At 61.7% G+C, this 22,707-nt stretch carries 20 protein-coding genes and 1 tRNA gene; 8 read left to right on the top strand and 13 right to left on the bottom strand.

Annotated features, from left to right (window positions below; all coding sequences use genetic code 11):
* Nucleotides 1-207: 207 nt before the first annotated feature.
* The 5 genes from tilS to ACQRA4_RS10340 all read right to left on the bottom strand — a co-directional run bounded on the left by tilS (nt 208) and on the right by ACQRA4_RS10340 (nt 4,646).
* The gene (gene tilS / locus ACQRA4_RS10360) at nt 208-1,269 is read right to left on the bottom strand and encodes a tRNA lysidine(34) synthetase TilS (protein ID WP_427823000.1); all 1,062 of its coding nucleotides are present in this window, start codon (nt 1,267-1,269) and stop codon (nt 208-210) included.
* 218 nt (nt 1,270-1,487) lie between these two features.
* On the bottom strand, nt 1,488-1,823 hold the full coding sequence (locus tag ACQRA4_RS10355; protein ID WP_427822999.1) for a hypothetical protein: 336 nt from the start codon (nt 1,821-1,823) through the stop codon (nt 1,488-1,490).
* Nucleotides 1,823-3,115 carry a glutamyl-tRNA reductase gene (gene hemA, locus ACQRA4_RS10350; protein ID WP_427822998.1) on the bottom strand — a complete coding sequence of 431 codons (1,293 nt, stop codon included), beginning with the start codon at nt 3,113-3,115 and terminating at the stop codon, nt 1,823-1,825. Before hemA ends, ACQRA4_RS10355 begins: the two co-directional genes overlap by 1 nt.
* Nucleotides 3,116-3,127: 12 nt before the next feature.
* Nucleotides 3,128-3,955 (bottom strand): cytochrome c biogenesis protein CcsA, encoded by an 828-nt coding sequence (ccsA, locus tag ACQRA4_RS10345; protein WP_427822997.1) that lies wholly within the window; start codon nt 3,953-3,955, stop codon nt 3,128-3,130.
* On the bottom strand, nt 3,942-4,646 hold the full coding sequence (locus ACQRA4_RS10340) for a precorrin-2 dehydrogenase/sirohydrochlorin ferrochelatase family protein (RefSeq protein WP_427822996.1): 705 nt from the start codon (nt 4,644-4,646) through the stop codon (nt 3,942-3,944). Before ACQRA4_RS10340 ends, ccsA begins: the two co-directional genes overlap by 14 nt.
* A gap of 150 nt (nt 4,647-4,796) precedes the next feature.
* Here ACQRA4_RS10340 and ACQRA4_RS10335 point away from each other — a divergent pair, with 150 nt between their 5' ends.
* Nucleotides 4,797-6,077 carry a glycosyltransferase family 9 protein gene (locus ACQRA4_RS10335; protein ID WP_427822995.1) on the top strand — a complete coding sequence of 427 codons (1,281 nt, stop codon included), beginning with the start codon at nt 4,797-4,799 and terminating at the stop codon, nt 6,075-6,077.
* Nucleotides 6,077-7,351, top strand: a complete 1,275-nt coding sequence (locus ACQRA4_RS10330; RefSeq protein ID WP_427822994.1) for a CgeB family protein — start codon at nt 6,077-6,079, stop codon at nt 7,349-7,351. Before ACQRA4_RS10335 ends, ACQRA4_RS10330 begins: the two co-directional genes overlap by 1 nt.
* A gap of 27 nt (nt 7,352-7,378) precedes the next feature.
* On the opposite strand, the gene ACQRA4_RS10325 is transcribed toward ACQRA4_RS10330, so the two are convergent.
* A complete protein-coding gene (locus tag ACQRA4_RS10325) occupies nt 7,379-8,323 on the bottom strand; it encodes a hypothetical protein (RefSeq protein WP_427822993.1) in 945 nt (314 codons plus the stop codon).
* 197 nt (nt 8,324-8,520) lie between these two features.
* Here ACQRA4_RS10325 and ybgF point away from each other — a divergent pair, with 197 nt between their 5' ends.
* The 4 genes from ybgF (at nt 8,521) to ACQRA4_RS10305 (ending at nt 13,218) form a co-directional block, all read left to right on the top strand.
* Nucleotides 8,521-9,765, top strand: a complete 1,245-nt coding sequence (gene ybgF, locus ACQRA4_RS10320) for a tol-pal system protein YbgF (protein WP_427822992.1) — start codon at nt 8,521-8,523, stop codon at nt 9,763-9,765.
* A gap of 83 nt (nt 9,766-9,848) precedes the next feature.
* A complete protein-coding gene (gene dprA, locus ACQRA4_RS10315; protein WP_427822991.1) occupies nt 9,849-11,096 on the top strand; it encodes a DNA-processing protein DprA in 1,248 nt (415 codons plus the stop codon).
* 53 nt (nt 11,097-11,149) lie between these two features.
* Nucleotides 11,150-12,115: a tyrosine recombinase XerC gene (locus tag ACQRA4_RS10310; protein WP_427822990.1), complete on the top strand. Its 966-nt coding sequence runs from the start codon at nt 11,150-11,152 to the stop codon at nt 12,113-12,115.
* Nucleotides 12,116-12,300: 185 nt separating this feature from the next.
* Nucleotides 12,301-13,218 (top strand): manganese-dependent inorganic pyrophosphatase, encoded by a 918-nt coding sequence (locus ACQRA4_RS10305; RefSeq protein WP_427822989.1) that lies wholly within the window; start codon nt 12,301-12,303, stop codon nt 13,216-13,218.
* Between the two features lie 79 nt (nt 13,219-13,297).
* On the opposite strand, the gene ACQRA4_RS10300 is transcribed toward ACQRA4_RS10305, so the two are convergent.
* A complete protein-coding gene (locus ACQRA4_RS10300; protein WP_427822988.1) occupies nt 13,298-13,615 on the bottom strand; it encodes a hypothetical protein in 318 nt (105 codons plus the stop codon).
* 113 nt (nt 13,616-13,728) lie between these two features.
* Here ACQRA4_RS10300 and hslU point away from each other — a divergent pair, with 113 nt between their 5' ends.
* Nucleotides 13,729-15,042: an ATP-dependent protease ATPase subunit HslU gene (gene hslU / locus ACQRA4_RS10295; RefSeq protein ID WP_427822987.1), complete on the top strand. Its 1,314-nt coding sequence runs from the start codon at nt 13,729-13,731 to the stop codon at nt 15,040-15,042.
* A 357-nt stretch (nt 15,043-15,399) separates the two neighbouring features.
* Here the strand turns inward: hslU and ACQRA4_RS10290 are convergent, their stop codons facing one another.
* The 3 genes from ACQRA4_RS10290 to ACQRA4_RS10280 form a co-directional block, all read right to left on the bottom strand.
* On the bottom strand, nt 15,400-15,855 hold the full coding sequence (locus tag ACQRA4_RS10290) for a GNAT family N-acetyltransferase (protein WP_427822986.1): 456 nt from the start codon (nt 15,853-15,855) through the stop codon (nt 15,400-15,402).
* Nucleotides 15,856-15,966: 111 nt separating this feature from the next.
* Nucleotides 15,967-16,443, bottom strand: a complete 477-nt coding sequence (locus ACQRA4_RS10285) for a chemotaxis protein CheW (protein WP_427822985.1) — start codon at nt 16,441-16,443, stop codon at nt 15,967-15,969.
* A gap of 248 nt (nt 16,444-16,691) precedes the next feature.
* A complete protein-coding gene (locus ACQRA4_RS10280; RefSeq protein ID WP_427822984.1) occupies nt 16,692-18,623 on the bottom strand; it encodes a cytochrome c biogenesis protein CcdA in 1,932 nt (643 codons plus the stop codon).
* A 115-nt stretch (nt 18,624-18,738) separates the two neighbouring features.
* Here ACQRA4_RS10280 and ACQRA4_RS10275 point away from each other — a divergent pair.
* Nucleotides 18,739-18,814: transfer RNA gene (locus ACQRA4_RS10275), tRNA-Lys, on the top strand.
* A gap of 286 nt (nt 18,815-19,100) precedes the next feature.
* On the opposite strand, the gene ACQRA4_RS10270 is transcribed toward ACQRA4_RS10275, so the two are convergent.
* Genes ACQRA4_RS10270 through ACQRA4_RS10260 form a run of 3 tightly spaced genes read right to left on the bottom strand, consistent with a single transcriptional unit; the run spans nt 19,101 to nt 22,644 of the window.
* Nucleotides 19,101-19,331 carry a hypothetical protein gene (locus ACQRA4_RS10270; protein WP_427822983.1) on the bottom strand — a complete coding sequence of 77 codons (231 nt, stop codon included), beginning with the start codon at nt 19,329-19,331 and terminating at the stop codon, nt 19,101-19,103.
* A gap of 1 nt (nt 19,332) precedes the next feature.
* Complete coding sequence (locus ACQRA4_RS10265; protein WP_427822982.1) at nt 19,333-19,971, bottom strand: GDSL-type esterase/lipase family protein; 639 nt, start codon at nt 19,969-19,971, stop codon at nt 19,333-19,335.
* An 18-nt stretch (nt 19,972-19,989) separates the two neighbouring features.
* A complete protein-coding gene (locus ACQRA4_RS10260; RefSeq protein ID WP_427822981.1) occupies nt 19,990-22,644 on the bottom strand; it encodes a TIGR03960 family B12-binding radical SAM protein in 2,655 nt (884 codons plus the stop codon).
* Nucleotides 22,645-22,707 lie beyond the last annotated feature (63 nt).

The following is a 22,707-nucleotide window of genomic DNA, read 5'->3' as shown; positions in this document are numbered from 1 at the left end:
ATGTTGGAGATTCGGCGTAGCTTTTGAACTACGCGGATTTTATCCCTTAATGCAAGAAATTTTTTAGAGAGGGAGTCAAGAAAAAATTTAATTCTGTAATTTTAACAAATTACAGCATCAGTTTAAAAAGCCTTTTTCATCGTAAATGAACCCGGCTACGCCGCAGAACCTTGCGGGTTTTGTAGTGTCTACCCTTGTAGATAGACACTAGCGCATTATGGAGTGATTTTTTGCCGGGCAGCCTTCTGGAGAAGAACCCGTCTGGACAAAGCGCACCGCGCCGCGTCTGAGGCGGGCCTCAATGCCGCCGGGCAGCTGAAAGCGGCTATTGCCGCGCCCCTCGCGCAACGCCGCATCCAGCTCCAGCAGGGTGCGCGCCCTGGCCTGAGCGCCGCTCCTGGGCGTCTCGTCTTTCTGCAGCTTTTTTCTTTGAACAAGATAGCGCACGGCTTTAAGGTACAGGCGCAGCCGGGCCGCCGGGTGCAGGCCGGCCAGCAGTTCACGCGGCAGCAGAAGAGCGGGAAGTCCGTCCTGATTTTCTTCATGCCAGGGATGGGCGCTCAGCGCTTCGGTCAGGAACTTTTCCCAGTAGTCCGCATCCCACCGGGCCAGCCGCCAGAGGACGCCCATGCTTCTGTCTAAAGCCGGGTTTTCCCTGCGCAGTAGCGGCAGCACAGTATGGCGCAGACGGTTGCGCATAAAATCGGGGCTGGCGTTGCTGGCGTCCTCCCGCCAGGAGAGAGCGCATTCCTTCAGCAGATTTCTGAGGGCTTGCGGTTTGGTGAAGAGCAGAGGGCGCAACAGGCGGCGGGCGTCATCGCGGGCCGCCATGCCGCCCAGTGCGGGCCAGCCGGCTCCGCGCGTCAGACGCAACAGCACATCCTCGCTCAAATCTCCGGCATGATGTCCCAGAACCACAAAATCCGCCTTTTGCGCCTGGCGCTCTTTTTCCAGCAAGGCGTAACGCGCGTGGCGCCCGGCTTCTTCCAGCCCCCAGCCATGGGCGACGGCCAGCCTCGCCACATCAACGCGCCGGCACGCGCAGGGAATGCCGAGCCGCGCGCAGAGCGCCTGTGCCCAGCGGGCATCGGCGTCAGCTTCGGAACGCAGACCGTGATTCAGGGTCAGCGCAAAGAGTTCAAGCTCCAGACGGGGAGAAAGAATGCGCAAAATACAGGCCAGAGCTGTGGAATCGGCCCCGCCGGAAAGCGCCAGCAGCAGACGCGTGCCGCGCGGCAAGGCCAACTGACGGAGGTAGAAACGCTCCACGGCAAGGCACATTCGGGCAGAGGCAGGGGAAAGGCAGCGCAGATTCGGTAAAAAGTTCATGTAAAGGATGAATATTGGGATGTTTTACATTAAAAATTCCATATCGCCGGCAAGAGCTGACGGCAGCGCGAGGCGCAGGCATGATTCGTGCGCGGGCTGGGCGCAGATGCGGACCCTTGTAGATTCTGGCTTTGTGAAATAATCAAAGTTAATCCGATTCAGGCGGAAATCTGCAAATCAGCCATCAACTGATCCAGATAGGCGATCATGCGCGCGCGCAGTTCCGGCCCCGCATAATGCACGCAATCGCAACGCAGACGCCCCCGCGCCCTCACAAGCAGCTCCAAACGCAGACTGTGTTCTTCCAGCTCCAGGCCCAGCGCATGGGGGCCGCAGTCAACCGCGTGCTTGCGCTGCACCGGCGAGAGCAGGTTTTCGGGCACGGGCAGCCAGTAGAGGCTGTCCACTCCGGAGCTGAACTCCATATCCCGCAGGGCCTGAGCCAGCCGCGCCGTCTCACCGGCGCTGAGGTCGTCAACGACATACCAGCGCATCAGCTTTTCCCGCTGCAGGCGCACGCGCTTTTGTCCAGATTGAATATTCGCCGCACCAAACTGATGCGCGCCGCGCCGCCCTCACGCGACATGCCGCCGCCCTTGAGAAACATGATGGGGTCATGGTTCAGCTTGCGCACCAGCGCGCTGACCATGGTTTCCAGGGCCGCGCGGCTCTGTTCGTCCAGTGGGCCCAGATGTTTCATGGTTCGCGCCAGTTCCTCCTGCGCCATGCGTTCGCCGCGCTGAATCAGATCCACAATGGTGGGCTGGGCGTCCAGGCTGTCGAGCCAGTGGGCGAAAAATTCCACCTCTTCATTGACGATTTCAGCGGCCTTGGCGGCTTCATCCCGTCGGTTGGCCAGATTTTCTTCAACTACTTCTTTAAGATCGTCAATATCGTAAAGATAAACATTGTCCAGGCCATTGACGTCAGGGTCAATATCGCGGGGCACGGCGATGTCGATGAAGAACATGGGCCGGTTCTTGCGCGCCTTGAGCACGTTTCGGATGTCGCGGGCGCGGATGATGGGTTCCGGCGAGCCCGTGGAGGTGATAATGATGTCCACTTCCGTGAGATGGCCGGCCAGTTGCTCAAAGGGAACGGCCCTGCCGTGAAACTGTTCGGCCAGTTCCCGGCCTCGGGCCAGAGTGCGGTTGGCCACCAGAATTTCGTCAATGCCGGCCTGCAAAAGATGTGTGGCCGCCAGTTCCGCCATTTCACCCGCGCCCACCAGCAGGGCCTTGTGGGAGCGCATGTCGCCAAAGATGCGCTTGGCCAGTTCCACCGCCGCATAACTGATGGAAACCGCGCTGGAAGCCACGGCCGTTTCGGTGCGGACCCTTTTGGCCACGGAAAAGGCCTTGTGAAGCAAACGGTTGAGTATCACGCCGGTGGCGTGGCTGTTCGCAGCCTTGCGGTAGGCGGTCTTCAACTGGCCCAGAATCTGGGGTTCCCCCAGCACCATCGAATCCAGGCTGGAGGCCACGGAAAAAAGATGGCGCACAGCCTCCAGATTCTTGTGGATGTAGACGTAGGGTCTGAGCTCGTCGGTTCGCGCCCCGTGCGCCTTTGCCCAGCAGGACAACATCTGGCCGGAGACGTCGCCTGTGCCGGCGGCCAGCAATTCCACACGATTGCAGGTGGAAAGAATCATGGCTTCGCTCACCGCGCCGACACAGGGCAACGCCCAGTGTTCCTCGTCGCAAAAATCGACCAGAGCGAAACGTTCGCGCACGTCCACGCCCGCCGTGCGGTGATTGAGGCCGACAAGAAAAATGTCACAGTCCATGGCGATCCCGGGTCAGCTCCGAATGAAAGCGTGGTGCGTCTCCATAAAGGTGTTCACCACAATGATTGAAAACAGGCAGAGAAGAAAGATGAAAACAGCCAGTTGTGCCGGTTTGCGGCCTTTCCAGCCGTTGGCCAGGCGGTTGTGGAATAGCGCGGCGAACAGCAGCCAGACCACAATGCTGATGACTTCCTTGGGGTCGCCGGTGACCGTGGCGCCGAATACGGGCTTGGCCCAGATCAGCCCGGCGGTGATGCCCAGAGTGTAGAGCGGAAAAGCCGTCAGTGTTGTAAAGGCATTGATTTTGTCCAGCATGGAAAGGGCGGGCATGTCCTGCCAGAAGCCTTTCATGTGTTGCTTGCTCTTGATGCGTCCTTCCAGAAAAAGAAAGAGCGCCCCCGCCGCGAAAGAGAAGGTCAGCAGGCCCAGGCTCAGGAACAGCGCTCCGATATGCAGAGCGTAGAAGGGAGCTTTGAGCGCAGGCGGCACATGCACCAGCACGCTGAGGTAGGGGGCGGACATGGCGAACAGTATCAAAGCCAGTGGCGCGGCGAACAGCAGGGCCGTCTCCTGCTTCAGCCTGAGCCACACAAGCAGGCCGCAGAGCAGCACAAACCAGGCCAGCATTTGCAGATACGCGCCCAGGCTCAGGCCGCTCGGCAGGGCCTTGTGAAAGCCCAGGGTCAGCATCAGGGTCTGGCAGGCAAAACCGGCCAGGGCCAGCCAGCAGCCCATACGACGCCAGAAGGGGCTGCGCATGGTCATGCCCGCCAGTCCGGCTGCGCTGGCCAGGGCGTACAAACACAATGTCGTCAGCGTTGAGGTTTCAGGCGAGATCATCAAGCAACTCCGCTATGTGAACATGCAAAACCGGGGGCAGTTCCGCCAGAAGGCACTGACGGCAACTTTCAAGATCGCCCTCCGCCAGCCAGGTCTGCAAGGGTGACGCCGCCAATGCGCGGAACAGGCGAGTATTTTGCCCTGTCTCGGCGTGCAAGGCAAGAACCAGAGGGCGCAAGCGCGCCATCAGCCGAACCATGCGGGCGCGAGGGGCCAGCCAGTCCTCCAGTTCGTGCCGCCAGCGCCTGGCCAGAGCCGGGCTGGCCCCGCCGGTGGACAATGTCGCGGAGAGCCCGCCCCGCCGGGCCACGGCAGGCACACTGAACGCGCCCAGATCAGGCGCGCTGGCGCAATTGCACAAAACGCCCGCCTCACGGCAGAGGGCGGCGATACGGGCATTTTCCTCAGCGTTGCCGGTGGCCGCGAACACCAGGGCGCGACCCCGCACGTCAGCGCGAGAGCAGGCGCGGCATGCAAAGACAACGCGCGGGTCTTTGATCAGCGCGGCGGCCCCGGCGGCTAGGTTTTCGGGCCGCGCCGCATCCAGCGCCAGCACCGAGGCCGGATCGCAAGCCAGCAGACCAGCCAGTTTGCGTTGGCCCACTTCTCCCAGGCCGGCCACCAGGCAATGGCGGCCCCGCAGCGAGAGAAGGATAGGATACAGGGGAGGGCGCGGCGCGGTGGATGACATCTGTTTCAACTTCTGTTGCAGGGTTGGGCGCGTCGGGCGCGTCGTTTCCCAGCCTACAGGAGCGTGCCGCTTTTTGCAAAGGGCTTTGCTTGCCTCGGGCGAATGAATGGGCTAAATCCAGATTGTCACAGCAGATTCCAAGGACAGGTGATGGCGGCATTTCTGGTTTTACAGGCGGCCCGCTTCGGCGATCTGGTGCAGAGCAAGCGTCTGATCCGGACTCTGCAGGAGCGGGGCCGGGTGTGCCTTGGCGTGGACGCCGGCCTTGCGGCCCTGGCGCGCCTGCTCTATCCCGGCGCGGAGGTGTTCGGGCTGCGCCTGCACGGTCAGCCCGGGGCCGCCGCGCTGGCCGAAAACAGAGCAGTGTTCCGACAGTGGCGCGAAGCAGGTTTTCAGGCCGTCTACAACTGCAATTTTTCTCCTGTCACAGCCGCCATCTGTCGTCTTTTCGAGCCGGAAACGGTAATGGGCTATCGCCCGGCGCGGGCTCCGCAGAGCGCCGTCACACGTTCGCCCTGGGCGCGTCTGGCCTTTCGCCTGAGCGAGAGGCGAGTTGTCTCTTCATTGAATCTGGTTGATTTCTGGGGGCACTTCGCCCCGTCGCCATTGGCGGCGGATCAGATAAATCCATTGGCCCGGCCCGGCGGCCAGGGCCTGGGCGTGGTGCTGGCCGGGCGTGAATCCCGCCGTTCCCTGCCGCTGCCGGTGCTGGCCTCAATACTGCAAACGCTTTTCGGTCTGCTGGACGGCCCCGGGGTTCGCCTGCTGGGTTCCGCGGCTGAGCGGCCGGTCGCGCGCAAGCTGCAGCGGCTTTTACCCGCAAAAGTTCAAGAAAAGGTTGAAGACCTCAGCGGCAAAACAGACTGGCCCGGTCTGATTCACGCGGTTGAGGGCCTCGACGCGCTGCTCACGCCGGATACGGGCATCATGCACCTGGCGGCCCATTTGGGCGTTCCGGTGCTGGCGTTTTTTCTTTCCTCGGCCTGGTGTCATGAAACAGGCCCATATGGCCGCGGACATGCGATCTGGCAGGCTTCGCGTTTCTGCGCGCCCTGTCTGGAATCCGCCCCGTGTCCCCATGCTGTAGCATGTCTGGACGCTTTGCAGGGCAGGGAACTGCTGCGCTCATTGGCGGCGGCCGTGCGGGCCGATGCGCGGATCAGGGTCGACTTGCCGGATAATCTGCAATTCTGGCGCAGCGATCTGGACGCCCTGGGCGGCGTGCTGCGTCTGGTCGGGGGCCAGGATGTCCATGCCCCGCAGCGGGCCTTTACTCGCGCGTTGCTGGCGGAATTTTTGCATCTGCCGGAAAGCGGCGGGGCGGAATCGCCGGAACCGACCCATCCAACGGAACCGGCGGAACGGGACGCCCTGCGCGACTGGCTGTGCCATGACGCGGACTGGATGCTGCCGCCCGGGAGGTATTGCTGATGCCTGTTACGCCCCTGCGTATTCTGGTGATTCTGCCCATGTACGGCGGCTCGCTGCCCATAGGCCGGTATTGCGCCGCGGCCCTGCGCTCGCTGGGGCATACGGCGCGGCTTTTTGAAGCCCCCATGCTCTATCCGGCCTTTACCGGGCTCAAGGGCCTGGGGCTGACGCCCGCCCAGACTGCGCCGCTGGAAAATTCTTTTTTTCAGGTAGTCTCTCAGGCTATCTGGGCCCAGGTTCAGTCGCTGGAACCGCACCTCGTGCTGGCTCTGGCCCAGGCTCCCGCGAGCCGGACTCTCCTGCAGCGTTTGCGGCGCGCCGGGGTGCGCACGGCCATGTGGTTTGTGGAAGACTACCGGGTATTCAGCTACTGGCGAAGCTATGCGCCATTGTATGACGTTTTTGCCGTCATCCAGAAAGAGCCCTTTCTGTCCGAACTGGCGCAAATCAGGCAGCCGCGCGCCCTGTATCTGCCGTTGGCGGCCCTGCCGGAATTTCACAAACCGCTGAAACTGAGCCAGGCCGAGCAAAAGGAATACGGTTCGGACATCGCCTTTCTCGGCGCGGGCTACCCCAACCGCCGCCAGGCTTTCCGGCCGCTGGCCGGGCGGAATTTCAAGATATGGGGCTCAGACTGGGAGGGGGAGAGCCTGCTGAGCGCCAACATCCAGCGCCAGGGCGCGCGCATCAGTGAGGAAGAAAGCGTCAAGGTTTACAATGCCGCCCAGGTGAATCTCAACCTGCATTCCAGCTTGCAGGGGGGGGATCCGGTAAGCCATGGGGATTTTGTCAATCCGCGCACCTTTGAACTGGCCGCTATGGGCGCCTTTCAACTGGTGGATCAGCGCTCTCTGCTCGGTGAGCTTTTCACGCCCGATGAACTGGCCACCTTCACGTCCATGAATGAATGCTACGCCAGGATCGACTATTTTCTGGCCCATCCCGAAGAACGCGCGGCCTACGCCCGGCGCGCGCGGGAACGGACGTTGCGCGACCACACCTATGAACTGCGCATGACCGCGCTGCTGGAGTATCTGGAAGCCGAACTGGGCTCCTGGCCGCGCAGGGATGAAGCGGTGCGGGACGCGCCGCCGGAGCTTGACCCGCAATTGCTGGAAGAGCTGGCGCAACTGACGCGCAGGCTGGGTCTGGGGCCGCACGCCTCGTTTGACGATGTGCTGGCCCGTCTGCGGGAGCAGAGCGGCGCGCTCAACGAACTGGAAACCAGTTTGCTCTTTCTTGACGAATGGCGCGGCCAGTATTTGAAAAAATGATTCCGCCGGGCTGCGGCGCGGCCATTTTCATATGCCTGTGGCCTCCAGATAGTAGGGCAGCATAAAGCTCATGGCGATGAGCAGCGCGGCCAGCAGGGTCAGTTTGTGGCGCAGGGCGATGGCGCTGCGGCGCACCATGGTCCAGAGCAGCAGGGGAATCAGCCAGAGCAGCAGGCGTGAGCTTTCGACAATGGCGTCCTGTGGGCTGAAAACGCCGTCCTGCCAGTGCAGCCACACTCGCAGGCCGCTGGAAACGAGCAGCAGCAGCCAGAGCAGGCTCCAGGCGTTGCGGGCCCAGCCCGCGCACCAGGGAATCATGGCGTTGTAATGGTCACGGCCAAAATCGTCGTGCCTGCGCCGCAGAGGCAGCCAGAGCGCGCCAAAGGCGGCTGGCATGGCCAGAAGCAGCGGCAGGGTATAGCAGAGGGCGCTCCAGAGCGGCGCGCTCCAGGCGGCGGGGAAAATCTCGGCGAGCGTCATGGTAGCCGCTTCAGGATGGGCGAAGGCGGCAAGAAAACGCGCTGCGGCCAGCGTGACCACAACCGCCACGCAGCCTTGCACGCCGCTCAGCATGCCCAGGGTCACATGCAGGACGGGCATGTTCCTCAAAATGTTCCACAGGGTGTAGTACAGGCTGCAGAGCAGTACGGCGAGGCTCAGCAGAATCCAGCTTATTTCAATCAGAAAGCCTGGCAGAGAGTCGGGCGTATGCCCGGCCTGGGTAAAAACAATCCAGACCCGGCCCCCGATCAGCAGCAGCCAGCCCAGCACCAGCCCGAGCAGGGCAAGCTGCCGGGCGCATTTGTCGTATGAGGAGCGCCGGCGCGTGAAGGAAAGGACGCGGGCCGTGCCGGACATGAAGCCCATGCCGGCGAAGGCCAGCAGGGCGGCCAGCGGAACCGCCACGCTGATGCTGTCAAGGCCCGTCTGCAACAACGGATTGGCGAGCAGAAATTCACGGACGGCGTTCATAACGCGCCGCCTTGCGTCTGGGAAAAGACCGGATCGGGCGTATTCATGCTGACTCCTTGCAATCTTGCGCTGTCCGGGGAGCATGCGCTATGCTCACCGAGCGTTGTACAGGCTTGTACTTGCCTGAAAAACGCGGCAGCCGCAAGACTTCTTGAAATATAAAGCGGCTTGGGGCAGAAAAAAGGCAGGAGAGTGGTATGAAAAAAATTCTTGTAATTCCGGCGGCCTGCCTTGCCCTGGCGGTGGGCGGCTGCGCTTCCAGCGGGCAGATGCGCAAGGTGGAAGCCACCGGCGAGACGAATCAGCGGGTTTTGCGCGAAACGGAGCAGCGCCTGCGCACGCTGGAAAACAGCGTGACCGCGCTGAACAGCCAGGTGGCGCTGCTCAACAACCGTGTCTATGAAGTGCGTACCCGCAACGGCCATAAGACCGGCATGACCGTTGTGCCCATCGTTCCCCCGCGGCCCGCGCCGCCGGAGCAGAGCGCGCATGCGCCCGCGCCGTCTTCTTTGCCGCAAGCCTCCGTTGTGCCGGGCAACGCCCGCAGCGGCGAAAAAATGCCGCCCGCCGTCCAGGGCGCTCCGGCTGTGGCTTCAGCCAAAATTATTGACCCCGCCGCGCCGCCCGCGTCTTTTCCCGCCGGAGCGTCCGCTTCCAGGACGGAAAAAAGCAAAAGAAAAGCCGCTGGCCCTTCCGGTCAGGTGGGGCGTCCCGAAACCGAGCTCGGCCCTTCCGGTCAGTTGGCGGCCACCGCTCCCGCCACAGGCGGCCTGGCCTTGCCGCCCGCTGAAATTCCGGTCGCGCCGGCGGCCAGTTCCGCCACAGGGGCGTCTTCCGGCGGCAAGGGCGTCGCGGAATCGGCTCCGTCCGGCGTCGCATCCGTGCCGGTGCCCGTCCTGCCGCCTTCCGAGCTGACCTTGCCGCCGGAACACCCCGATTTGCCGCCTGTGGCCGCTTCCGCTGTTGCGCCCGCGCCAACCGCTGCGTCTGCGCCGCCGGCAATTGTCGCGCCGGCTCCGACGACAACGCAAAATCCGCCTTCCGCGTCGTTCCGACCCGTTGCGGGAGGCAAGGGGGAGGATGCGGCCTACAAGGCGGCCCTCAATGTGGCGCTTTCAGGTCGCCCGGCGGAGGGAATCAGCCGTTTTCGGGAGTTCCTGAACCAGTATCCCCAGGGCCGTTACGCAGCCAATGCCGAATACTGGATAGGCGAATGCCTCTACGCCCAGGGTAATTACAGGGATGCGCTGGCGCAATTTCAGGCCGTCAACACTTCCTATCCGCGCCACCACAAAAATGCCGACGCCCTGCTCAAGGCCGGGATGTGCCTGAACCGTCTGGGCGACAAGGCGGGCGCGACCCAGAAATACAAGACCCTGCTGACAGATTTTCCCAATTCCGAGGCTGCCCGTCTGGCCCATGCGCGGGGCTTGGCGCGTTGATCGCGCGAACAGGGGGAAATACGCCCGCCGGTGCGGTCGCTGCCTCCGCGCCGAATATGGGCGGCATCCCCACATGGGCGGGCATGGATGAGGCCGCTCGCACCGAGTACTGGGCTTCTCTGGCCTTGCGGCACTGCCGTGGACTGGGGGCGCGCTCATGCGCGCGCCTGCTGCGCGCCTTCGGTTCCGCCTATCAGGCCCTGCAGGCCCGCCAGCGCTGGCGCGAAGCCGGTCTGAACCAACGGCAGGCCGCGGAAATGGCCACCGGTTCCTGGCGAACCACCGCCCGACCGGAGTGGGATCAAGCCCGCCGCCTGAATGTGGGTATCCTGCTCTGGACGAACCCCTGTTATCCGCAACGCTTGCGCGAACTGCCCGACGCCCCTGCGCTGCTGTACTGCCGGGGCGATGCCTCTCTGCTTCGGTCGCCCGCCTTTGCCATTGTGGGTTCGCGCCGGGCCACGGATCAGGGCCTGGCCGTGGCCGCCTATATGGCGCGCTGCCTCGCCGCCTGCGGCATAGCCGTTGTTTCCGGCATGGCCCAGGGCATCGACAGTGTGGCGCATGAGGCCGCTCTGGCCCGTATAGGACGCAGCATAGGCGTTTTGGGCGCCGGCATTGACCGGGTATATCCCCGTTCTGGCGAAAAACTTTTCCGGTCAATGGGGGAGAGTGGCTTGCTGCTGTCAGAGTTTCCGCCCGGAGCGCCGCCGCTGGCGGAGCATTTTCCCATCCGCAACCGGATCATCAGCGGTCTTGCCCTGGGTGTTCTTGTGGTGGAGGCGGCCAGCCGTTCCGGAAGTCTGATTACCGCCCGTCTTGCTCTGGAACAGAACCGCGATGTTTACGCCGTGCCTGGCCCGGCTCTGGATTCTCACTGCCTGGGCTGTCAGGATCTGGTGCGCCAGGGCGCGCGTCCCGTGTTCAGCGCCGAAGATGTGCTGCGCGATCTGGCAGAACAGCTGCGTCCTTTTGGCATCAGTGAAGCCAGCCTGCCAGATGCGGAAAAGGCCCTGTACCCGCCTGTGCCGGCGACGCGAAAAGAGCGGAAGGCGCGGACAGGCGCTTTGGGGGAATGCGTTGCAAAAAATTCCCCCGCGACGCCGCCCTGTTCTGAATGCGTGTGCGGCGAAGCCGAATCCCTGGTTCCGGCTGATCAGGGAGAACGCTTGCTGCACTGTCTGCGCGAGCGGGGGCCCATGCAGGCCGATGCGCTGGCGCTCGCGCTGGCTATGCCGGCACATGAGCTTAACGCCCTGCTCATCGGCCTGGAAATGCTGGATCGGGTCAGGCGTCTGCCCGGCGCGCGCTATGAGGTGACGGCCACATGAGCGGCGGCGGGAGAGGCCGCGCTGCCGGCGCGGGAGAAGCGGAAAAGAGGGGCATGGCATGCGGCGCAAGCCGTATGCGCGATGCGGATAAAAAGCATAGGGGCGGAGAGCTGATCGATGGTTTTCTGAGCTGGCTGGCGGTGCAGAAAGGAGCCGCAGAGGCAACGCGAAAGGCTTACGGCACTGACCTGGCGCAGCTTGCCTTTTTTTTGCATGAACAGGGCGTTAATCTGGCCCGGCCGCGAGAGGTGAGCCGCAGACATATTCAGGCGTTTCTGGCCTGGCTTTTCCGCCAGGGCGAGGCAAAAAGCTCCATGGCCCGCAAGCTGGCCGCCGTGCGTTCTTTCTTTCGTTTTCTGCTGCGCAGCGGCAAGGTCAGCGAAAACGTGGCGGCGCAGGTGCGCAACCCTCGCCAAGAGAAACACCACCCGCGCGCTCTTAATGTGGATGAAACCTTTGCCTTGCTGGACGCGCCCAAGGCCGCGCCGCCCTCCGAAGCCCACGCCGCGCGCCTGCTCTGTCGGGATATGGCCCTGGCCGAGCTGCTGTACGGTTCTGGGCTGCGTATTTCCGAGGCCCTGGGCTTGAACCTTGATGACGTGCAGGCGCATTCGCGCGTGTTGCGGGTCATGGGCAAGGGGTCGCGCGAGCGTCTGGCGCCCTTGTCCGATACCGCCTGTGCCGCCTTGTCCGCCTGGCTTGGCGAACGCCCCTATCTGGCCTTGCCAGGAGAAAACGCCTTTTTTGTGGGCGCGCGCGGCGCGCGGCTGAACCGGCGCGAGGCGGCCCGGAGCATCGCCGGGCTCTGCCGCCGGGCCGGTCTGGATTTTACCGTGTCGCCGCACAGTCTGCGTCATTCCTTTGCCACGCATCTGCTGGCCGCGGGCGCGGATCTGCGCAGCGTGCAGGAACTGCTGGGCCACCAGCGCCTGACCACCACCCAGCGCTATACCCAGGTCAGTCTGGAGCATCTGATCAGCGTCTACGATCAGGCGCATCCACGTTCCAGAAAAAAGTAAAAAAATCACGAGGGATTTTTTCTCGATTTTTTTCAAAATTTTCGCGACAGAGCGGCCTTTGGCTCTGGCAGAGCCGGGAAATTTGCGGCAAAGGTCTTGGCATGCCCCGGACTTTGTGCTAAAGGGTACAAAGCGGTGCATCTGGGGCCGCATCATAAAAGAACCTACCGGAAGGAGAGAATGCCATGTCCGCATTAGTTCTTGGTCACATGAATCCCGATACCGACAGCATCGTTGCCGCCATCGCCGCCGCTGACCTGTACGGCAAGCGCGGTTTTGACGTTACCCCGGCCGCCCAGGGCGCGCCGACCCCTGAAACCGAATTCGTTCTGAAAAAGTTCGGGCTCAACGCTCCTCAGGTCGTCAATGACGTGGCCGGGAAAACTCTGTACCTGGTGGACTACTCTGATCTCGCCCAGGCCCCTCAGGGCATGGATTCCGCCACGGTGCTGGGCATCGTTGACCACCACAAGCTGGGCGACGTGACCACCTCCTCTCCGCTGGAAGCCTGGATCTGGCCTGTGGGCTGCACCGGCACCGTCATCAAGAACATGTATGATTTCTACGGGGTGGAAATTCCCAAAAATATTGCCGGCGGCCTGCTCTGCGCCATTCTTTCCGACACGGTCATCTTCAAATCGCCGACCTGTACCGAAGCCGACAAAAAAGCCGTGGACGCCCTGGCGAAGATCGCCGGCGTGAGCGATGTGACGGCTCTGGGCATGGAAATGTTCAAGGTCAAGAGCGCCGTGGAAGGCGCTTCCATGCACGACCTGGTCTTCCGCGACTATAAAGATTTTGACATGAACGGCAACAAAGTGGGCATCGGCCAGCTGGAAGTGGTGGATCTTTCCATTCTGGAAAAGGTCAAGGCCGGTCTGCAGGATGAAATCGCCAAGGTGAAAGGCGAAGGTCGTCACAGCGTCTTCCTGCTGCTTACGGACATCATGAAGGAAGGTTCGGAAATGCTGATCGTTTCCGACGACCCCGGTGTGGTGGAAAAAGCCTTTGGCGTGAAGGCCGAAGGCAGCTCCGTGTGGCTGCCCGGCGTTATGAGCCGCAAAAAGCAGGTTGTGCCCAATTTTGAAAAAGCCTTCAAGTAGGCTGACCTGTCAAGAACGCAAAAAACCCCGGCCTTTGCCGGGGTTTTTTGCGTTTCGGCGTCGCATGTCGGGCAACTGATCAACGTTTTCGCCTGACGCGACCGCGCAGACCAATAAAGGCCACCGCCTGGCCCGCGGCCAGAGTGATATCCCTGTCCACTATGGCCGCGGACAGAACAAGGGCGACGCCCGCCGCCAGCCACAGGCGGCGATGCAAAAAAAGCGCCGCCGTCTGCAGAAGCAGGCCCCCCAGAAAAAGCGTGGGAAAGAGCCAGAGCGGCAGTGCTTCGGTCAGCAAAATCATTGCGGCCCGGCTGGCTTCCTCCCGTGCCGGCCCGCCGGCCTGAGCCGCATCCTGAATGATGCGCGCCACGCGCGTAATGGAGCTGGCATCCATTGCGGCAGTTTATCCGTAAAATTTTGTCCGGGCAAATTGCCCGGCGCGCCATTGTCAAATCGCGGGGAATGCCTATATGTTGGCAATACGCATATCTTCAGCAGGAGCACTTGATGAGCGCCTTGACACCCCGTGAAATCGTGGCGGAACTGGACAAATTTGTGGTGGGTCAGGAACAGGCCAAGCGCATGGTGGCCGTGGCCGTGCGCAACCGCTGGCGGCGGCGGCGTCTTGCGCCGGAACTGCGTGACGAGGTGGCGCCCAAGAACATCATCATGATGGGCCCCACCGGCGTGGGCAAAACTGAAATAGCCCGCCGTCTTGCCAAGCTGTCCGGCGCGCCCTTCATCAAGGTGGAAGCCACCAAGTTCACGGAAGTGGGGTATGTGGGGCGTGATGTGGAATCCATGGTGCGCGATCTTATGGAAATCGGCATCAATCTGGTGCGGGAGGAAGAAAATTCCCGTGTGCGCAAGGCGGCCGAGGCCGCGGCCGAGTCGCGGCTGATGGATTTGCTGTTGCCCAACTCCTTTGGTCAGGAAGAGCGCGCCTCCACGCGTGAAAAGCTGCTTCAACAGTTCCGCCTGGGTTTTCTTGACCAGCGGGAAGTGGAAATGGAAGTGACTGAGCAGGGCGGCCAGGGCATTGATATTTTTGCCATTCCCGGCATGGAGCAGATGGGCGGTCAGGTCAAGGACATGTTCAGCAAGGCTTTTCCACCGCGTCGCAGCCGCCGCAAGATGAAAATACGCGATGCCTTCAATGTGCTGGTACAGGAAGAGTCAGGCAAGCTGGTGGATCAGGATGCGCTGAACGAGCGGGCCAAGGAGCGGGTGGAGCAGAGCGGCATCATCTTTATTGACGAGATTGACAAGATCGCCAGCGGTTCGCAGAACCGCACCTCGGATATTTCGCGTGAAGGCGTGCAGCGAGACCTGCTGCCCATTGTGGAAGGCAGCTCGGTGAACACCAAGTACGGCATGGTGCGCACAGACCACATCCTGTTTATAGCTGCGGGCGCGTTTCACTTCAGCAAGCCCTCGGATATGATTCCTGAATTGCAGGGGCGCTTTCCGCTGCGGGTGGAGTTGCAGCCTCTGGGCAAAGAGGAATTTCTGCGTATCCTTACCGAGCCGGACAACGCCCTGACCAAACAGTATGAAGCTCTGCTGGGCACGGAGCAGATTCGCCTGAGCTTTACCAGAGACGGTCTGGAAGAGGTGGCTGCTTTTGCCGAAGACACCAATTCCCGCACGGAAAACATCGGCGCGCGCCGTTTGTACACCATCATGGAAAAGATTCTGGCCGACATTTCCTTTGATGCGCCGGACATGCCCGGCGCGCAGATTGTCGTCAACAGGGAGTATGTTTGCGAACATTTGCAGGATGTGCGCAAGGATCAGGATCTGAGCCAGTATATTTTATAGAGCTTTTGGGCATTAAAAACGGCCTGCCGGCAGCGCGCTGACAGCCTCCGCTTCGTTGGTGAAGCCTGCCCTGTCTTGTTCATTCGGCGTCGCGGCAACGGTTCAAGATGCTGGCGTCAATGCGGCCTCAAGGCAATCTGGCCCTGAAAAGAGCGGTTTTGTGGCTGTCCGGGATATGTGCGACCAATATGCCTTCTGCCGGCGCTTTGAAAAAAGAGCTGCCCGTCACTATGCCGCATGAGGCGTGCAGAGCATTTCGCGCATGAAATGCTTTGCGGAGCCGGGCGGGGCGAGACGCCGCCGCCATATCATGACGCGCTGACGCGGGGGCAGGCGCATGCGCGGGACGCTCAGGCGTCACCTGCCGCAGCGGAGGCTTTTTTTCAGACAGATCATGTCGGTCAGTTGCACGCCGTCTTCCACAATCGGTTTACGATAGTTGTCGGTAAAAAAATTTTTCAGGCGGTGGGAAAAAGCAAAGCCCCGCCGCTCATAAAATGCCAGTATGCGCGGGTTTTCGCCGGTTCCCACCAGCATGTCCGAATACCTGTCCCGATAGTGGCGAAAAACACGCTCCAGCAGGCGCGTCGCGTAGCCTTGCCCCTGATGTCTCTCATATGTAGCCAGACTCTTCAGTTCGCACATCCCCTCGCCCTCATCGGTCAGCACGCAGAGGCTCTTCAGGTCTGGATCAAACAGCGCGAACATTTCTCCCCGCTCCAGGTAGCGGTCGATCATGTCTTCCTGCTCGTCAGCCAGTAAAAGCAGGTCGAGAAATCGCTTTTTACAGTCCGTGATTTTTTCAATGCGCATATGCCTCCCTGCGGCGCATGCCGCATCAATGCGCGACAGGCGAACAAACGCAACGTCTGTCCGCCTGTCAGCGCATATGCGCGCGGCAAAAGCCGCACACGGCAACTGTTCTTACATGTTGTTCAGCATGTCCATATCTTCGCTGGAAAGCAGCTTGTCCAGATCCAGCATGATCAGCAGACGATCCTGCAATTTGCCGACGCCGCTGATATAGTCGGAATCCACCCCGGCCACGACGGGCGGCGGCGGTTCCACCGTGCTGGCTGGTATGCGCAGAACCTCCGAAACGGCGTCCACCACAAAGCCCACAATGATATTGTTGATCTCAATAACGATAATGCGGGTATTTTTGTCGTGCGCCTTGGGCGCAAGACCGAAACGACGCCGCAGATCAATGATCGGGATCACCTTGCCGCGCAGATTGATGACGCCTTCCACAAATTCCGGCGCGCGGGGAACCTTGGCAATCTCCATGGTGCGGATGATCTCCTGCACCTTCAGGATATTTACCCCGAATTCCTCTTCACCGATGCTGAAGGTCACCAGTTGCAGGAGTTCATCATCCTGTTTTTTCTGACTTGGATCCATAACCGCTCCCTTGTCGCAAGTATCATCACGCTGGTTAGCAAGCCCGTCTGAACGGCGCGACGCGCTGCCCAGCGCCCGCTTCAGGCCCGCGGCGGCAAAAACGCCGCACGGCCTGCAAGACATATCCGAACAGACTTATATACTGTATATTATGCCTTATCGTCACATCCGTAAAGCGCACTAGGGCTGAATGAAAAAAAAGCGTCATGGCCGTCCGGTTCAGGCCGGTCTTTTCCCGCCGTGCGGGTTTAACCGCCTGCAAATGCCTCATCCATGGCCTTTGTCAGCGCCCGCACGCCGTAGACGTCACGCAGCACCAAAGGGGAGGACGCGTTCTCCCCCGCCGGAAAGAGCGCCGTCAGCGGAATGCTTTTACTGCCCAGAGCCGCCAGCAGGCGCACGGCATAGGCATTGGCGCCGCTCAAATCCACGCGCACAAGCTCCATGCCATAGCGAGCCTGCCAGGCGCGCAGCCGCTCGTCGGTCAGAACCGTGGCTTCCATAAATTTGCAGTTGGGGCACCAGTCGGCGGTAAATTCAAGCAGCATGGCCTTCCTGCCAAGCTGGGATGTAAAATATTCCGGGCTGAAGTCGCGCCACTGGGGCAGGGGAGCCACAGGGCGCAGCACCCAGATGATGGCCGCCACTAACAGCGCGCAACCAGCGATGCCGGCCACCCTGCGACGCAGCAGAGGCGCGGAAATATCGCAAAAATGCCCCCAAAGCCAGGCGCACAGCGAAACCAGCAGCAGAACGCTGAGGACATGCATGTGCTTTTCCACCGGCAGAATGGAAAGCAGATAGAGTGCCGTGCCCAGCAGAAAAAAACCCACCAGACGTTCAAAGACGTACATCCAGGGGCCGGGTCTGGGCAGAATGCGCGCCATGTCCGGCCAGATGCAAAACAGCAGATACGGCAACGCCATGCCCAGCCCCACGGCCCAGAATACCACCATGAGAATCAGCAGGGGCTGGGTGAACGCCCAGCCCAGCACGCCGCCCAGAAGGGGGCCGCTGCACGGCGTTGCCAGAAAGGTGGAGACAAGGCCGGTCATGTAAGACTGCAAGCAGGGGTTTTTTGCGTTTTCGCCGGCCTTGAGGTTAATCGCCGGCAAGGTGAACACCCCCAGCATGGACAGCCCCATGAGAAAGACAATCAGCAGCATGACCAGCAATACGCCCTGGCTCTGATAGAGCTGCCCCCACATCATATCCGCCAGACCCAGCACAAGGGCAAGGCCGGTGAACAGGGTCATGACGCCGCCCGCGAAGCAAAGATTATGCTCACGAAAACGCCGGAGTTTCCTTTTGTCTTCGCTTCCGCCTATCAGCAACAGGCCGCTGACTTTGAATATCAGCACCGGCAGCACGCAGGGCATGACGTTAAGCAGCAAGCCGGCAAGAATGCCAAGCAACAACGCCTTGCCCAGGCTGGCAATCTCCAGCGAGGCGTCGGCATAGCGCGGCGTCAGCTGCAACTCAAACTCCTCCGGCGGCGGCAATGATCCGCTCCGTCCCTGGCCGGCAAGGCGCGCCGCGGGGGCCCCGGCCTGAGCGCCGCCTCCAGACGCGCCCAAAGACGGACCCAGGCCCGCTTCTTCTCTGGAGAAGGCAAGCGGAGAACCGGCGAGGGCTTCCTGCATGTCGGCCAGCACAGGCTGCGCCTTTTGCAGCTTGCGCCACTGCTCCACCCAGGCCGTCTGTTCCACCGGCGAGGGCGCTTCCGGCACCGTGCCGGTAAAACTCTGACTGACAGGCAGGCAATGACGGTTGGAGCAAAGCAGCAGGCTGAGCGCGGCGGTAAAGGGTTTGCCCGCCGCCTGGCCCGGCAGGGCCGTAAACAGCGCGACTTCACCCTCATAAACGAAAACAGTGGCCTCAGCATCATAAAAATCGCGCTGCATGGCCCCGGCGGGATACCAGACCGGCAGCATCTGCCCACCTTCCAGGGCAAAGTCCAGCACTGTGGGGCGACCGGCCCCCCCCGCCTCATGCGCGTATGCATGATAGCCAGGCGGGAGATTCAGGCGCACGGTCGCGACAATATTATCTCCATCACGGGCAAATTCCATCCGCACGGGCACATTCCCGGCCCAGGCATGAACGGCGGGCAGGGCCTCCCCCCCCGCCGCAAAAGCCAGGCAGAACATGCAGAGCAACATGAACTTTTTGTATAACATTATGATTTTTTTATAAATTAGTTTGCCTCTCAAAGAGGGCAAACAATTTCTGCAAAAACTTTTCAAAAATATTTGACAAACAGGGGACATCCGCGTAAATCCTTTTTCACGCCACGGGTCATTAGCTCAATTGGTAGAGCAGCTGACTCTTAATCAGTTGGTTCGGGGTTCGAGTCCCTGATGGCCCACCAAAGAGAATACGGGTTTGCGGTTCAGACCGCGGACCCTTTTCTTTTTTCCCGGCATGGGCCTGCCTCACGAATGGCGCGCGTTGGGCAATGTAGCCCTTTACCGATGCCAAGTCCAGGCGGCAGCATTCTGGAGCATTTTGCATTGAAAATAGCCACCCCAGCAGGGTCCATGTGCTGCCGCGGGTTTCGCGCCGCCAGCGGAGCGTAACGCCGCAGGCGAATCGCGGCTGTAGTCTCGTCCCGCCCGGTTTCGCAAGGCGTTTCATGCGCGAAATGCCCCAAGCGCTCATTCTCCCGCAAGCGGCGCGCGCAGTCTGCGACAGGAGCGCAGACGCAATTCCTCCACAATGACTTTTTCATAATCAGGGGCAAGGGAAACCTCGGTCTGAAATTCCGCGCAGAGCAGACTTTCAATGTGCTGGGTTTCTTCCCAAATTTCCAGCAATTCGTCATCAGCCAGGCTTTTGACGCGTTTCACAAAGGGTTCTTCATCGCTGAAAGGAACGCACGAGGCCATTTCAGTATTCCTTTTCATCCATGTCTGTGCGCAGAAAGTCGCGCATGGAGGTTTGCGCCAGCAGAAGCTCAGCCATCATGGCGCAACCTTTCGGGCCTGGGTGCAGGCTGTCGCTCAGGTCATCCATATAATCGGGGGAAGCCGCCAGCATCGCATGAATGTCGGCGAACGACAGGCCCATGTCCGCGCAGAGGACGGCCTGCGCCGCGCTGAGTTGCGCAATGCGCCGGCATGCGGCGGGATCGGCCACCGGCGGCGGGCTGACGACCAGGGTGGGGGCCAGTGAGGCGGCTTCAGTCAGTATTTCGCGCAGACAGCGCAGGGAGTTGTCCTGCTCCAGGGGCTGGCCGCCGCCGGGGGCGGCCATGTCCACCACACCCGTGCAGAAGAGCAGTCGCGGCATCATCCCCGGCATCTGACGGCAAGTCACTTCCTGTCGCCAGCGTCGCGCCAGATCCGCCGTGGACTGGCGGCGCGCGCCGAGATTGTAAAATGTGGCCGGAGGAAAGCGATAAAGCCCGGCCATCTTTCCCAACAGGACGAGACGGCTGACCCAGCCGCCGGGCATGCGGTCGTCATTGACTCCCAGTGTCAGGGAATCGCCAAAGAAGAACCATGTATGCGTAACTGCTCGTGACATGAGGACGATCCCGCCGGTCTATGGATAGGTTTGGGAATCCGCGAATGTCTGCGCCGTTTTGAGCAAGCGCAAACGGGGCCGCAGATGCGTTTCGGACCCCAGCGGCGCGAGAACGGTCAGGCAGAAAAGCAAAGGCGACAGATACAGATTACGCCAGTCAGCTGTAAATGTCACGGCAGGGTCCGTTCCGGCGCATATGCCGGATTGGGCGGGCCCCGCCTCCCATCTCAGCAGAAGGGGGCGGATGTCCGCGCTGCGTGGGCCTTTTTTGGTCTGCCGCGTCAAGGAAAATGTGGACAGCGCGGCGAAATCCGCGAAGCAGCGCGCCGCTGCGGCGTTTTCCTCCTCCGTGGGCAGACGGAGGGAAAAGGTCTCGGTCACGGCCTGCTCTGTACGCCGGTTTTTGTCCACCAAATCGACACGCAGGACGGACATGCCCGGCGGCAGCAGCGGCGTCAAGCGAGCCGCCACCTCCTCCGGCGCGAGGTATTCATGTAGCGTCAGGGCGAACCATTCGGCCCCGCTTTCCACGCCCACGGGCAGAGCCCTGCCGAAAGAAAGCAGCGGCAGCGGATGAAAACCCTGGGAGAAGGCCAGCGGCAGCACCGCGCGGCGCAGGGCGCGCTCCAGCACGGCTTGCAGTTCCAGCTGGCTCAGGCACGAACTGCCGTTCATTTTACTGTGCCAGATGCGATACTGGGCCGCCTTGCGGGTGAGTTCTCCAGCAATTCTGGGGGGCTGGCTGGGTTGGGCGCGGCAGATCAGCCGGCCCGTTTCATCCCGGTGCGGTTTATGCGCCTTTTGATCGCGCTGCGCAAAAATCAGACGGTTGCGGTGCGAGGGCGCGTCCGCCCCCGCCGTGGCGACATGCGGCAGCAGTGAGGGCGCGACCCTGGTGTCGCACGCGCCGCACTGACGGCAGACGCCGTAGCGGCAATCCTGGGTAATTTTTCCAGCCATGGCGCGTTCACGCTCACGCAGCAGAAATGCTTCGGAAATTCCGGCTTCCAGGTGGCTCCAGGGCAGGACAGCCCCGGGTTCGCGAGCGCCGGTGCAGGCTTCGGCGCTGATGCCGCATTCGTCCAGAGCCTCCAGCCAAGGGGCGAGGTCAAAACCTTCCATCCAGCTGCAAAAAACAGCGCCTTTCCGGTAGGCCTTTTCCACCACATCGGCCATGCGGCGATCCGCACGGGACAAAATGCCCTCAAGATGACTCATGGCCGGTTCATGCCAGCGGAGTTTCAGGCATTTCTGGCCCTTGAACAGCTCCCGCACCAAGCGCACCCGGCGACTGATTTCATCCCGGCTGATTTGCGCTTCCCACTGGAAGGGCGTGAACGGCTTGGGCACAAAGGGCGACAGGGCGGCTGTGACCTGGAGGCGCGGGCCGCCGCGCCCGGCGGCGTCGCGCACCTTGCGGCAGAGGTCGGCTATGGCCGCCAGATCCTCATCCGTCTCCGTGGGCAGGCCAATCATGAAGTAGAGCTTGACCTGTCGCCAGCCGTGCTCCAGCAGTTTCTGGACGTGCAGCAGCAAATCCTCCTCGCTGACGCCCTTGTTGATGACGTCGCGCAGGCGCTGGCTGCCTGCCTCCGGGGCCAGGGTGCAGCCGGTGCGACGCAGATCGGCCATGCGTTCAATAATTTCGTCGTCAATGGAACCCACGCGCAGGGAGGGCAGGGAAAGGCTGATCTGCTCACGCGCGCAACGGTCCAGCACTCCGTGGCAGAGGGTCTTGAGGGCGGAAAAATCGCCGGTGCTCAGCGAGAGAAAGGAAATTTCGTCAAAGCCTGTTTCGCGCAGGCAATGGTCCAGCAGGCTGGTGATATTGGCCAGAGAGCGTTCGCGCACGGGCCGGTAGACCATGCCCGCGTGGCAAAAGCGGCAACCGCGTGTGCAGCCGCGCGCGATTTCCAGGGAAAGACGGTTGTGCACCGCGCCCACAGGCGCCACCTGCCGGGTGGGATACGCCGCCGCATTCAGGTCAGCCACGATGCGACGCGCCGGGCGGGTGTAATCAGGCAGCAGCGGAACAGGCGCGCCGCCCTCCCCGGCTGAAAAGAACGAAGGGATATAGACGCCGGGAATCAGCCGGGCTTCGTGCAGCAGTTGGTCACGGCTCCAGCCCTGATCCAGGGCGCGTTCCAGCAGGCGCAGCACGTCGGGCAGGCTCTCCTCCCCGTCGCCCAGAACCATCAGATCCATGAAGGGCGTCAGAGGTTCGGCGCTCAACAATGCGCCCCCGCCCGCAATGACCAGAGGGCAGGCCGTCAGATCCTGGCTGCGCTGGGCCGAACGCAGGGGAATTCCGGCCAGATCCAGCATATAGAGCACATTGGTGTAGCAGAGTTCATGGGTGATGGAAAAGGAGACACAGTGCAGACTGGCCAGCGGCGTGTCTGATTCAAGGGTGCAAAGCGGGGCGCCGTGCGCCCGCAGAACCGCCCCGGCTTCGCGGTCCGGTGCCATGACCCGTTCGGCCCACCAGCCTTCATGAGCGTTGACGATGCCGTAGAGAATTTTTTGCCCCAGATAGGACATGCCCACTTCGTAGGTGTCGGGAAAAGCCAGGGCCAGACGCAGGCGCGTTCGCGCGGGGTCTTTGCGGCAGGCGCCGTCCTCTATGCCGGCATAGCGGCTGGGCTTGGGCAGCAGGGGCAGAAGCTCGCGCATGGTATCCTCATTTTGGCCGGGAGTGCAAAAAAGGCGGCGCTCAACGCCGCCTTTGAAATATTG

This window comes from Desulfovibrio sp. SGI.169 (genome assembly GCF_050313595.1).
GTDB lineage: Bacteria > Desulfobacterota > Desulfovibrionia > Desulfovibrionales > Desulfovibrionaceae > Desulfovibrio.
The sequence above is the reverse complement of the archived record's forward strand: the minus strand, read 5'-3'. Positions and strand labels throughout refer to the sequence as shown.